Origin of the sequence: Bradyrhizobium sp. UFLA01-814 (assembly GCF_046718885.1) — a bacterium.
Taxonomy (GTDB): domain Bacteria; phylum Pseudomonadota; class Alphaproteobacteria; order Rhizobiales; family Xanthobacteraceae; genus Bradyrhizobium; species Bradyrhizobium elkanii.
Genome location: NZ_JAQOSR010000109.1, coordinates 17,933 through 30,900, shown reverse-complemented (window position 1 = coordinate 30,900; position 12,968 = coordinate 17,933). Strand labels below are relative to the sequence as shown.

The window sequence follows — 12,968 nt, the reverse complement described above, 5'->3', positions numbered from 1 at the left end:
CGCCGCAAGCCGCCAGTTGCTCGCCTGGACGCGCGCGGAGCCCAACCGCTCGTCCCAGACCTGACCAGCCTTCTGATAGGGCGTCACGGGTTCTGGCGTTTCTCCGTAGCGAACGGATACGCGTTGGAAGGGATGACCAGCCATATGTCAGTCCTCCCCAAGCTTCGGACCTGAAGAATGACCGCCCTTGTCTCCCTCTTTCAGGGTATGGACGGCGACCCGCGCCGCCTCCCTGGCGTGCCGCACCGGCGCGGCAGATGCACGTGAAGGCCCCGGGGCGGTGGGTGCGCTCGCCGCGTTACCACCACCTCCTCCCAGTTGTTCGACCGCAGCAGCGCGGCCCGCGCTGCCACCGACCGACGATGCTCCGCCCAGCGACGCCGCAGAACGAACCGCAGTCATCGACCCGGTGGCCGCCAGGCGAAGCCCGCCCATAGCCACGGCTCCGCCCCCGATCGCGACAGCCGCGGCGCCCGCCACAGTACCCGCGGCCGCGCCGGCCCCCAGTTGCGGCGCGCCCGACACAAGACCGGCGGCGATGCCCGGGCCGAATATTCCAAGCCCGAACAGTGAGAGCGCCGCAAGCAGCAGGCTCATGGCCGAGGCGATATCGATCGGCCGTGTCAGCGTGCCCGCGAGTTGACCGAAAATGGTGGAGCCGATGCCGACGATGATCGCCAGCACCATCACCTTGACGCCGGAGGCAACGACATTGCCGAGCGTCTTTTCGGCGAGAAAGGCGGTCTTGCCCCAGAGCGCGAACGGCACCAGGATGAAGCTTGCGAGCGTCGTCAACTTGAACTCGATCAGGGTGACAAAGAGCTGAACCGAGAGCACGAAAAACGCGAGCACGATCACGATCCAGCAGAACAAAAGGATCAGAATCGTCGGCAGATTGGTCAGCACATCGAAGCCGGAGAACTGGCTCGTCTCCTCGAGAAGCGGATGCGCGGCAGTAAATCCGGCGGATGCGACAAACCCTGGCCGAGCCAGGTCGGCCGCGCCCAATGTGCCGCCCGAAGCCTTCAGGCCGATGCTCGAAAACGAGTTGAAGACGATATCGGCAAGGCTCTTGAAGTTGCCGATGATGAAGGCGAACGCGCCGACGTAGAGGATCTTCTTGGCAAGCGTCACCAGGATCTGATCGTCGGCCCGCGCGCTCCAGGCAAGGCCTGCAAGCGTCAGGTCGATAACGACAAGCGTCGAACTCAGAAACGAGACATCGCCTGACAAAAGACCAAAGCCCGAGTCGATGTAGCGCGAGAAGGTCTCGGTGAAGCGATCGATGACGGAGAGATCAGCCATGGTGTTCTCTCCTATTTCCCGCCGGCATAGGCACGGCCATCGCCGATGAAGCGGATGAAGCGCTCCTGCGCGGCCGCAACCGAAGCCTGTCGCTCGGCCGCCCTTAACGTGTCGGCGCGGGCCTGGGTTGCCAGCAGTGCCTGCGTCTGCAGCGCCTGCTTGACCTGCAGCGCCAACAGTTCATTGCCGGACTGCTGCGCCTGCAGCGAACCGACCGCACCCGACGAGTTCGCCATCAGGGTGCGAAGCGTTTGACCGTCCTGGTCGAGGTTGGAGACGATGGCCGACTGGATCGTGAGCGCTTGCTTGAGCCCCTCGTAGCTGTTGTTCCAGCGCGTGGTTGCGTCCTGCACCATTTTGTCCGACGAGCTGGCCGCGCCATACTGGCGAGGGTAGAGCTGCGCGAAATCCTGCTGGGTCTTTTGAACATCGAATGAAATGCCCTTCGCCTGTGCGATGAGGCTGTTCATCTGGCTGATTGTCGAGGTGAGCTGGCCGACGACGCTGGTCGGAAGGCTTGCCAGATGCTTGGCCTGATTGAGGAGCGACTGAGCCTGATTCTCGAGGCTCCTGACCTGGTTGTTGATCTGCTCGAGCGCGCGAGCGGCGGTCAGGAGATTCTGGCCGTAGTTCGTGGGATCGAACACGATATCGAACGCGCCGAGCCGCTGCGACCCATTCACCGCAATGACGAATGATAGTATTGTTGTTACGACGATCCTTGAAGCTGTACCCGTGAACAAGCGTCCGATGCTTTCGAGCATGGAAGACTCCAGCGATTGAGATTGAGGTTGAGGTCAGGCCTTGCGGGCCTGTGCGAAAGTGCTGATCAGGTTGGCGGCCCAATGCAGATCGCGTTCAGCGAGATAGCGCTCGGCAAAATGGTGAGGCCCGGTCCGCGACAGGACCGCATCAATGGCACGCTGATCTTCCGGCGAGGACGCCCCGACGAGCGCTAGCGCGACCGGCCCGAGGCCAAGCTCGAACAGCCGATTCCCGGCGCGAGACTGCAGATAGTAATCGCGCTTGGGAAAGGCTTCGGCGATCAGGCGCACCTGTGTCTCGTTCAGTCCGAAGCGCCGATAGGTCTCGGTCTGGGTCGGCTCAAGAGCGCGGGGATTGGGCAGGAATATCCGGCTGGGACAGGACTCGATGATCGCTGGCGCGATCTCGCTGTCCGCGATATCGGCAAGCGACTGAGTGGCAAAGATCACCGCGACATTCTTCTTACGCAGCGTCTTCAGCCATTCGCGAATCCGGCTCGAGAACAACGGGTCGTCCAGAAAGACCCAGGCTTCGTCGAGGACCAGCAAGGTCGGGCGCCCATCGAAGCGCTGCTCCAGAGTTTGGAAGAGATAGGTGAGCACCGGCGCGACCAGCCCTGGCAACGCCATCAACTCTTCCATCTCGAACGTCAAAACATCGGTACTCGAGAGGCGGTCGGCGTCCGCATCGAGGAAGCGGCCGTAAGGCCCCTCCAGCGTATAGGGCTGCAGCGCCTGGCGCAGGGCATCCCGGGCGAGCAGGGCCACCAGCCCGGTCATGGTGCGCTGAGACACCGGCGCCGTACCGAGGCTCCTGAGTGCCGACCAGATGGTTTCCTTGACCTCCGGCGTTACGGTTACCCGCTCATGGGCTAGCACACCACACAGCCAATCGAGCGCCCAGAGCCGCGCGCCATCTTCCGCAACATCCTTCAGCGGCTGGAATGCAATGCCTCCTCTGGCCCCAAGCTCATACCAGGCCCCCGACAGAGCAAGCGTCGCGGCGCGCGCGGACCGCCCCTTGTCGAACGTGATCAATTGGGCACCCGGATAACGGCGGAACTGCAAGGCCAACATCGAGAGCAGCACGGACTTGCCTGCGCCAGTTGGCCCGACAACGATCGTGTGCCCGACATCTCCGGCATGCAGGGAAAGCCGGAACGGGGTTGCTCCCTTGGTCTTGGCAATCAGAAGCGGCGGCCCATCGAGATGCTCGCATCGCTCCGGTCCCGCCCACACCGCCGACAACGGGCACATATGGGCCAGATTGAGGGTATGCACGATGGGTTGGCGAATATTGGCATAGGCCTGACCCGGCAGGCCGCCTAGCCAAGCCTCGACCGCATTGACGCTTTCCCGGATCGTCGTAAAGCCCCGGCTGTTGATCACGCGTTCGACGAGGCGGATCTTGTCGTCGGCCGCGCGTGCATCCTCGTCGCTGACCGTGACGGTCGTCGTGATGTAACCGAATGCCACAAGGTCATCGCCGAGTTCGGTGAGCGCAGCGTCCGCGTCGGCGGCCTTATTGCTGGCGTCCGTGTCCATGAGGGCGGCCTGCTCGTTGAACATCACCTCCTTCACGATTGCTCCGAGCGATTTGCGCTTGGCAAACCATTGCCGGCGGTATCGCGACAGCGAGGAATGAGCCTGGGTGCGGTCGAGCGGCAAAAATCGCGTGGCCCAACGATAGGCGACGCCAAGCCGGTTCAATTCATCCAGCAGCCCGGGAAAGGTGACGTGCGGGAACCCGAGTACCGTCAGCGCACGAAGATGGCTCCGTCCGATCGCGGGCGACAATCCGCCGGTCAACGGCTCGTCGCTCAGGAAGCAATCGAGATAGACCGGAATCTCGGGCACGGCGACTGGGTGCCGTTTGGTCGAGACGCAGCTATGGAGATAGGTCAGCGTCTCCTCATCATTGAGCGGCCAGATCTCAGGCAGGACAGAAGACAGGAGATCGATCGCCCGGTCGGTCTCCTGAATGAAACGCTCAAGGTGCTCACGATAGCGCTGCTCCGGCGATGGCTGAAGCTCTCCCGCTTCATGGACTGTTTCGGGAAGGTCCGGCGAGCGACCTTTCCTGGTCACTTCGGAAGCTTCTCGGGCAAGCGGCTGACGCAGCACCCGTCCGGCGGTTGCCCGCTTGTTTCGGGGACGCTCTAGGAACAATCCCTCCAGCCGCGACACCCGTTCGGCCGGTGGCAGATACATCAAAGTGAGGTGGAGCACGCTTTCGAAATGCTGTCCGCTCGGACGCGCAGGATCGTCCCAGGATGCATCCGGGGCGCTCTCGAACGCTGCCCGTCGCTCCTCGTCGATAAGCCACGATACAGCGTCGGGAAAATTTGAGCGCGGGTATTCCGAGGCCGGAATCCGCGTCGCGTCGAAGAACAGCGCCCAGCCCGAGCCAAAGCGCTTCAGAACGTTGTTGACCCGCGAGACCACGCTGATCAGTTCGGCCTCGGTCGCGCTGTCGAGATCGGGACCCCGGTAGCGAATGGTGCGCTGGAAGCTGCCGTCCTTGTTCAGGATCACGCCAGGCGCGATGAGGCATGCCCAGGGCAGCCAATCGGCCAGACGATAGGCGTTGGGGCGGAATTCTCTCAAGTTCAGCATGCGAGCCAGCCCTTGTGCTTGGTGTGACGGACAGCGACCTCGACGAAGGCGGGATCGCGTTTGGCAAGCCAAACCGCGATGCCGTGACCGACGACCCAGAGCACAAGACCCGCAAGCCAAAGCCGCAAGCCAAGCGCCAGCACGGCCGATAGGGTGCCGATCAGAATGGCGGCGGCGCGCGGCGCGCCGCCTATGAGAATGGGCTCGGTCAACGAGCGGTGGAGCACAAGGTCGAAGCCATCGGGACGCATCAGATCAGCGCTCCGCCGCCGAACGAGAAGAACGACAGGAAGAAGGAGCTCGCCGCAAAAGCGATCGAAAGGCCGAACACGACCTGGACCATCTTGCGGAACCCGCCCGAGGTGTCGCCGAACGCAAGCGAAATGCCGGTGACCGTGATGATGATGACGGCCACGATCTTGGCGACGGGCCCCTGCACGGATTCGAGGACACGCTCGAGCGGGGCTTCCCACGGCATGCCTGAACCCGCCGCGTGCGCCACCGAGGCGCTGAGAAGCATGCAAGCGGAGGCCGCGCTAAGGTCAACCAGGCGGAGCCCTCTGACCGAGCAGAGGCTAAGAAGGCGCGAACGCAAGGACAGACGCAGTCGAATGGACATGTTGCAGTCTCCTTAAGATCATGGACGGTGGGTGGCGTTTGGAAGTCCGGGCGGGATTTCGAGCAGGTAATCGCCTGACGGATTGAGACCCCTGAGTTCCACGACGGTCTCGATGCGTCGCGCCGGACCCCGCCCCTTGATGAAGACGATCAGGTCGATCGCCTCGGCGATGAGCCGGCGCGGCACGGTTGCGACCGCTTCCTGAATCAGTTGTTCGATCCGGTAGAGCGCCGCTCGCGCCGAGTTGGCATGGACCGTGGCAATTCCGCCGGGGTGGCCCGTATTCCAGGCCTTCAGCATGTCGAGGGCCTCAGCCCCTCTGACCTCGCCGACGATGATACGGTCGGGACGCAAGCGCAGTGTGGAGCGAACAAGATCTGCGAGGCTCGCCACTCCCGGCTTGGTTCGGAGCGTCACGGCATCCCTGGCATCGCAGCGCAGCTCGCGGGTATCCTCAATGATGACCACCCTCTCCTCGAGGCAGGCAATTTCAGCAAGAAGTGCGTTCGCCAGCGTGGTTTTGCCCGAACCGGTGCCACCAGCGATCAGGATGCTGCGCGCGTCAGTGACCGCAGCCGTCAGCACCTTCGCCATCACCGGCGAGGCAATCTGCGCCCTGACGTAGTCGGACAGGCGGAACGTGGTTGTCGCAGGCTTCCGGATGGCAAAGCATGGCGCGAGCGACACCGGCGGCAGGACGCCCTCAAAGCGTTCGCCGGTTTCGGGAAGTTCCGCCGAGATGATTGGACACGAACCGCTCGCCTCCGCCCGCACATGGCTCGCAACCAGTCGAATGATCCGCTCCGACTCCTGGGGCGTCAGAACGACGCCAGTGTCCGCGCGGCCCGTCCCGTGCCGGTCAAGCCAAAGCTTTCCGTCGGGATTGACCATGACCTCGACCACGTCAGCTTCTTCCAGCGCGATCGCGATTGCTGGTCCCATCGCGGTCCGCAGCATGCTGCGTCGCCGCTCGCGAGTTTCGGGCGAGAGGAGATCAGACATGGCCGACCTCCTCTCGTCCTGCCGGAGACGGCCCCGGCTGCTCGCCCGTCGCATGCTGCGAGCGGGATCCTGTTGCGAACGGCTCCTTGCCGGCACCGAGCGGAGCGCCCTCCTCGAGGTGCCGCATGAAGAGGTCCGGATTCGACGTCGAGACCTGCTCCATGACGTCGGCAACCAGCCGCCCGCCCGAGGCGACGCGCTTGCCGACCTGGGCGACGAACATCTCGAAGCGTTCACGTCCGAGTGCGCGCGCCGCATCCTGGTCGCCCGACGGCAGCGGCGGCGTGATCGTCAGGTAGTAGCGCACGAACAGCGCAATGGTTTCCGCCGTGATCGAGAGATCACGGTCCGCCCGATCGAGCTGCCGGCTCATGCGATCGAGCCTGCGGATCAGCGCCGCGTCACCACTTGCATCCCGCTCGGGATTGAGGAAGCGATCCAGCGCAGCGTCGACGATCGCCGATTTGTTGGTGCCGGGCCGCCTGGCTGCGAGTTCGAGCCGCTGCGCCACGCTGTCTGAGACATAGGCCGATAGTTTTGGTTTCATCGGGAATACTTTCAGAATGCAGGAAGGAGATCGTCGTCATCGCGCGTGACGCCGTGAGCTCTGCGGATCGCGCTGGACGTATTCGCCGCGCGCTGCATCTGGCTGCGGTCCGCCGCAACATCTGCGTCGTCATCGAGCAGCCGCTCCTCGGCAAGCCTCGCCGTCTCGGCTTGAGGGACCTCCTCGAACAGCGGCAATTGCTGCTTGAGCCCGCCTTCCTCGGCTCCGGCCTGCATGAGGTCGCGATACGGAAGTGTCGCCAGCCGGAGATCGACGGTTCTGATTTGACAATTCCAGTCGCTGGAGCGCGCTGCCGGGCGGTCGCGATATTCGCCAGCGGCAAGACGCGGCGGCGGGCGCAAACGCCGTACAAAGTTTGCGTCCTCGTAATGCCTGAGCTTTTGCGCTCGGACCGGGGCCAGACCCGAGACCAGCACGATGGCCTGATCGGGCGGCAACTGCATCACTTCGCCCGGGGTCAGCAGCGGCCGGGCAGTTTCCTGGCGGCTGACCATGACATGGCCGAGCCAGGGCGCGAGCCGGTGACCGGCATAATTGCGCTGTGCCCTTAGTTCGGTCGCGGTGCCGAGCGCGTCCGATATCCGCTTGGCAGTACGCTCGTCATTGGCGGCAAAGGCAATGCGGACGTGGCAATTGTCCAGGATCGCATTGTTCTCTCCGTACGCCTTTGCAATCTGGTTCAGCGACTGCGCGATCAGGTAAGCGCGGATGCCGTAGCCGGCCATGAAAGCGAGCGCGCTTTCGAAGAAATCGAGCCGGCCGAGAGCAGGAAATTCGTCCAGCATCAACAAGAGTTGGCGATGGTTGACCTCACCTCCTTTGGAGTTCAGCGACTCGGTCAAACGGCGGCCAATCTGATTGAGGATCAGCCGGATCAACGGCTTGGTGCGGCTGATGTCCGACGGCGGCACGACGAGATAGAGCGTGACCGGCTTCTCGGCACTGACCAGATCCGCTATGCGCCAATCGCAGCTTTCGGTGTTCCGGCTGACGACCGGATCGCGGTAGAGCCCGAGAAAGCTGACGGCCGTGGACAGGACGCCCGAGCGCTCGTTCTCGGACTTGTTGAGGAGCTCGCGCGCGGTCGCGGCGACCACTGGATGGACCTTCGGCTCAGCCTCAGTGCCCAGATGGTTGGTGGCCATCATGATCCTCAGCGTCTTCTCGAAGGACTGCGCAGGGTCAGCCAGGATCTCGGTTACGCGCGTGAGCGTCTTCTGCTCTTCCGCGTAAAGAACGTGAAGGATGACGCCGACAAGCAGTGGATGGCTCGTCTTCTCCCAATGGGTGCGGCGTTCCAGTGCTCCTTCCGGGTCGACCAGGATGTCGGCGATGTTCTGGACATCACGCACTTCGGCGGCGCCCTTGCGGACCTCGAGCAACGGATTGTAGCGGGCGCTTCGCGCGTCGGTCGGATTGAACAACAGGCAATGCGAGAAGCTTGAACGCCAGCCGGAAGTCAGCTCCCAGTTTTCGCCCTTGATGTCGTGGACGACCGCCGACGAGGTCCAGGACAACAGTGTCGGCAGAACGAGCCCTACACCCTTGCCCGAGCGCGTCGGCGCAAAGCACATAACGTGCTCCGGACCGTCATGCCGCAAATAGTTGTCTTCAGATCGTCCGAGAAACACGCCCTTCGCTGCGAAGAGGCCGGCTTCCTTGATTTCTTTGAGCATTGCCCAGCGGGCTGACCCATAAGTCGTGACGAGCTGATTTTGCCGCGCCCGCCACACCGAGTTGAGGATCGCAAACAACGCTCCTGCGATGCCGCCAGCGGCGGCAATGGCTCCGCCCTCTTCAAAGATTTCGGGAGCGTACGCCTCATAGGCAAACCACCATTCGAACAATCGCCAAGGCAGATAGACGGGATATCCGGCAGCTAAAAACCAGGGCGCGCCGAGCCGGGCCTGGAAGCCGAGAGCGGCCGCGGTCCATTGCGTGGCTCCCCACGTTGATGCGAGGACGATGCCGAAGACGGCCGCGATCTGGCCGATGTAGATTTTTGCCGGAAACATTCTCCGCCCCACTCACTCGCACTGGCGAGTGCGTGGGAGATGAAAAGCGGGAGCAGCCCGAGCATTCAACCGGAATAAAAATCGTGGTCGGCAACGAAGTCCACGCCGGTCAAACTCATCAGCGCGAGATCGACGGTGCGCCGGTTTCAGCGTGGTTGAGGAAGCGCCTCAATAGCAGGTGAACGGCCTGACGAAACTGGATCAATCGTCTGGCTCGAACGCTTGCTTGGCTCATCGACATGCGCGAAACGAAGCGAGCGAATCGAACGAGCTCGTTTGAACGTTCGTTTTCGAATTTGTAGCGGCAACTGAAAATCCGAAAGCGGGGCGATTATACTCATTCCGCGAAACGAGTATAATTTCGCGCGAGAAGTCGGCCCCTCAGCTATCACTGTGGCGGCCCCACGCCGTCCCATTCCGACGCCATGTCAAAGCGATCGTCGCAAGGACGTTCACGCGTCAGCGGATTTGCGGGTCGCGAAGCGTCGGGGCGAGGTCGTTAAGGAAACCGCAACCATGCCGACGCCCAGGTGCGGGGAATAGCCGCTCTATTCTCCGCATTAACTGCGGCGAATGCTCTTGCGGATGCGGAGAATAGTCGCCATATTCTCCGCAAGGAGTGCGGAGAATGTCAACCTATATCCACCAACTACCCAATTGGCCTCGTTTTTCCTGGGATTCTGATGCTTTGGCGAAGCAGCTTGCGGTCGTCCGGCTCCGGCAGGGCCAGCTCATCGGCCGGATGCAGACCCTGGGTTTCCCCCAGCAGGAAGAGGCTGTCCTGACCACCCTGACGGAGGAGGTCCTCAAGTCCAGCGAAATCGAGGGAGAAAAACTCGACAAGGAGGCCGTGCGCTCATCGCTGGCGCGCCGGCTTGGCATGGACGCGGGCGCCCTGCCGTCGGCGGACCGCAACGTCGAAGGCGTCGTTGAGATGATGCTCGACGCCACTCAGAAATTCAAAGCCGAGCTCACCGCGGAGAGACTCTTCGGCTGGCAAGCCTCGCTCTTCCCAACGGGCCGCAGCAACCTGAAGAAGATCACGGTGGGAACCTGGCGGGATGCTGCGGCGGGACCGATGCAGGTTGTCTCGGGCGATTATGGTCGTGAGCGCGTCCACTACGAGGCTCCGATCGCCGAAAAGCTCGATGCGGAAATGACCACGTTTCTGAAGTGGTACAACACCGAAGAGAAGATCGATCCCGTAATCAAGGCCGCGATCGCGCATCTGTGGTTCGTGACGATCCATCCCTTCGAAGATGGCAATGGACGTATCGCGCGCGCCATCGCCGATATGTCGCTTGCCCGCTCTGAAGGAATTCCGCAGCGCTTTTACAGCATGTCCGCCCAGATACGCAGCGAGCGGAAGACCTACTATGACATGCTGGAGAGCACCCAGAAGGGTGACCTCGACGTCACGCCCTGGCTCGAGTGGTTCTTAGGCTGCCTCGACCGCGCCTTCAGTGGAGCTGAGACAATTCTCGCAGCGGTACTTGAAAAAGCCGACTTCTGGAAACGGCATGCCACAGCCCGGATCAATGAGCGGCAGCGCGAGATGTTGAACCGCCTGCTGGACGGGTTCGAGGGCAAACTGACGTCGAGCAAATGGGCCAGAATCGAGAAGTGCTCACCCGACACTGCCCTGCGCGACATTCAGGACCTCGTTGATCAGGGCATTCTCGCCAAGGACGAAGGCGGTGGCCGAAGTACAAGTTATTCGCTCGTCGCTTGAATGCTGTCTTGGGAACCGTCCAGCCTTCCCGGCGATCATTTGTCCGACCCGGACGGGCACCGCTTGCAACGCGGGAGATCTTCAGCGCGGGTTATACTCTTCTCGCCAAGGCAGGATAACCATCAGGACTTTCAGCGCGTTGCGTGAATGAGCTTTTCTCACGCGGCGCAGCCCCGCTAGCGTCCGATCCCGCGCTTGATGCCGATCGACCAGGATATGCCCTCTCCGCCCGCGCTGCCCGTGACCAACTGCCCGCGCGCCCTCTCCAACACTGGCCGCCAAGGCACCAGTGCGAAATCATGGGACCGCTCAATCAGCGCGAACCGGCCGCTGTTCAGTGTCAGCATGCGCTTGTAGATGCCTGTGAAACTATCGCCAGCTTTGACGTCGAGATGCTCAAGTCCCGTTCGCGCGGAAATCTCCGCGGCCGTCTGGCGGAGTTCGCGCGCCTCAAGGGTCCGCAGCAAATCCCGCGCATATCGCACCTGACCATCCTGCTCGCGCGCGAGCCCCTGCTCGATCAACCATTGCCGTCTCGTCCGCATCGCTGCCCCGACGTCAGCGCCCATACCGCTCGGCCCAAGCGCCTCAGGCGTCCTGGCGACGAGCTGCCGATCAAGCCAGGTTGCGCCCACCGCCTGCGGCAGATCCTCGAGCCTCTGCCATGACAGCACCGCAAAACGCAAGGGGTTGCGGGAGCGCTGACGGCTCTCGTACTGAAGCGCCCGATCAAGATGATCTTCACCCACCGCCCAGCTGCCGTCGGCAAGCTTAGAGACCATCCCGTCCTGCCGCATCGCCTCCAGGCGGCGCACATGGGAAGCGACAAATTCGACTGAGGCCTGCCGGTCGTACTCATGATGCATGTGCTCGCTGTAGCGTCCACCGTGGGCGCCGGCGACGCTAGCGATGGTGCGATCGATCTCGCGCGGCTCCGCGGTACGCGACCTGAGTTCCACGATGGTGTTCCGGACAAGCGGTTCATCGCGGGCCGAGAGACTTCCGATCTCAACGTAATGCGCTCGCCCGTCGACGCCATCGAGCACGACATAGCGGCGCTCCCTTAATTCGTCCGAAAACCCCTCGCCGACGATACGGCCGACCAGACGCTGGTTGGTCTGTCCCGAATCGGAGATCGCGTAGCCGCCGGCGGCGCGCGACAGGCCGGCTGCGGCAAGCTCGCGGTGCATCGTCTTGATGATGTCGCCCCGCTCGCCCATGCGCCTGAGTTTTGCCTCGAGCCCAGCATCGATCCGCCAACGACCAGGATCACCCTCTTCCGCAAGTCCCATCCGTTCGAGCGCTCGCAGCCGCCCCATTCGTGCGGCCTGCCAGACTGGATCCCTTCCCGACATGGCATTGAGTTCAAGGGTGCCCTCCGGCGCATCGCGCGCGATGGCCCGGTCAAGGCGCGTGAACCGCTCGGCCGTGACCTCCTGCTGGAGCTTGCGCACGATCTCGATCTCTGTCTCGGGGCCGAGCTCCCGCGTGATGAGGTCGGCGGCCCGCCCCCGCAAGCCGTGAGCGATATAGTCGCGGGCGATCACGAGGTCCTGTTCCCTGTCGTCCTTTCCGCGCAAGACGACATGGCTGTGGGGATGGCCGGTGTTGAAATGATCCGCCGCGACCCAGTCGAGCCTGGTGCCGAGATCGCTTTCCATCAGCCGCATCAGGTCGCGGATGAGGGGCTTCAGGTCGGAGAGTTCCGCGCTGTCCTCAGGCGCGACGATAAAGCGGAACTGGTGGCGATCACCCGCGCTTCGTTCCGTGAAGGCCTTACCGTCTGCGCGGTCGCTCGCGGCATCGTAGAGCTCGCCCGGCTCACCGTCTCGCGTGACGCCGTCGCGCTGCACGTACCGCAGATGCGCTCGGATAGCGCCCGGATCGCCGGCCTTGATGCGCACGATGCGTGCCTTGATCACGACTCGCCGCTGGCCCTTGCTTCGCCCGCGGCTGGCCAGGGAGATACCTTGCGCGTGCCCGCGGCCGATCCGGCCGCCCGAGAAATTCGACCTGCGAGGCGAGCCGGCGCCGGCCTTCTCTGCCGACTGGCGCACACGCCGAAGATAGCTGCTCGCTCGCCTGGGTTTGCGGTTGCCGATCCGCCCAAGCTTCACCTGGAATTCGTCATCGTCGATGCCGCGCATGAGCCGGGCTCTCCGTCCGCAAGACCGCGGATATGTGAAGCGGGCGCGCGGCTGCCAAGACGCAGACGAAATCAGCGAGCGACGAGATCGCGTTGAGCTGCAACTGGCGACTTCGCGCCCAACGGTGTCGCCAACACTTGGATGTGCAGACAACGGCCTAGGCGTCTTCAGGCGCCAGTGCTTTTATCTTGCGCTACACC

10 protein-coding genes and 1 pseudogene are annotated in these 12,968 nt (G+C 63.1%); 1 reads left to right on the top strand and 10 read right to left on the bottom strand.

What is annotated here, in order from left to right:
- The 9 genes and pseudogenes from PMN64_RS28285 to PMN64_RS28245 form a co-directional block, all read right to left on the bottom strand.
- Positions 1–144 (bottom strand): annotated as a pseudogene (locus PMN64_RS28285) (conjugal transfer protein TrbF); the annotation flags it as partial.
- 3 nt (positions 145–147) lie between these two features.
- A complete protein-coding gene (gene trbL, locus PMN64_RS28280) occupies positions 148–1,305 on the bottom strand; it encodes a P-type conjugative transfer protein TrbL (protein WP_411783029.1) in 1,158 nt (385 codons plus the stop codon).
- 11 nt (positions 1,306–1,316) lie between these two features.
- Positions 1,317–2,069, bottom strand: a complete 753-nt coding sequence (gene trbJ, locus PMN64_RS28275; protein WP_411783028.1) for a P-type conjugative transfer protein TrbJ — start codon at positions 2,067–2,069, stop codon at positions 1,317–1,319.
- 33 nt (positions 2,070–2,102) lie between these two features.
- Positions 2,103–4,685 (bottom strand): conjugal transfer protein TrbE, encoded by a 2,583-nt coding sequence (gene trbE, locus PMN64_RS28270; protein WP_411783027.1) that lies wholly within the window; start codon positions 4,683–4,685, stop codon positions 2,103–2,105.
- The gene (locus PMN64_RS28265) at positions 4,679–4,936 is read right to left on the bottom strand and encodes a VirB3 family type IV secretion system protein (protein ID WP_411783026.1); all 258 of its coding nucleotides are present in this window, start codon (positions 4,934–4,936) and stop codon (positions 4,679–4,681) included. Before PMN64_RS28265 ends, trbE begins: the two co-directional genes overlap by 7 nt.
- A complete protein-coding gene (locus tag PMN64_RS28260; protein WP_411783025.1) occupies positions 4,936–5,205 on the bottom strand; it encodes a TrbC/VirB2 family protein in 270 nt (89 codons plus the stop codon). Before PMN64_RS28260 ends, PMN64_RS28265 begins: the two co-directional genes overlap by 1 nt.
- A 117-nt stretch (positions 5,206–5,322) precedes the next feature.
- Entirely contained in the window at positions 5,323–6,261 is a 939-nt protein-coding gene (gene trbB / locus PMN64_RS28255) for a P-type conjugative transfer ATPase TrbB (RefSeq protein ID WP_411783024.1), read from the bottom strand.
- Positions 6,262–6,298: 37 nt separating this feature from the next.
- A complete protein-coding gene (locus PMN64_RS28250; protein ID WP_411783023.1) occupies positions 6,299–6,853 on the bottom strand; it encodes a CopG family transcriptional regulator in 555 nt (184 codons plus the stop codon).
- 11 nt (positions 6,854–6,864) lie between these two features.
- Entirely contained in the window at positions 6,865–8,889 is a 2,025-nt protein-coding gene (locus tag PMN64_RS28245) for a conjugal transfer protein TraG (protein ID WP_411783022.1), read from the bottom strand.
- 628 nt (positions 8,890–9,517) lie between these two features.
- On the opposite strand from PMN64_RS28245, the gene PMN64_RS28240 reads away from it, so the two are divergent.
- Positions 9,518–10,621, top strand: coding sequence for a Fic family protein (locus PMN64_RS28240; protein ID WP_411783021.1), 1,104 nt, complete (start codon positions 9,518–9,520; stop codon positions 10,619–10,621).
- A 176-nt stretch (positions 10,622–10,797) separates the two neighbouring features.
- On the opposite strand, the gene rlxS is transcribed toward PMN64_RS28240, so the two are convergent.
- Positions 10,798–12,768 carry a relaxase/mobilization nuclease RlxS gene (gene rlxS / locus PMN64_RS28235; protein WP_411783020.1) on the bottom strand — a complete coding sequence of 657 codons (1,971 nt, stop codon included), beginning with the start codon at positions 12,766–12,768 and terminating at the stop codon, positions 10,798–10,800.
- Positions 12,769–12,968 lie beyond the last annotated feature (200 nt).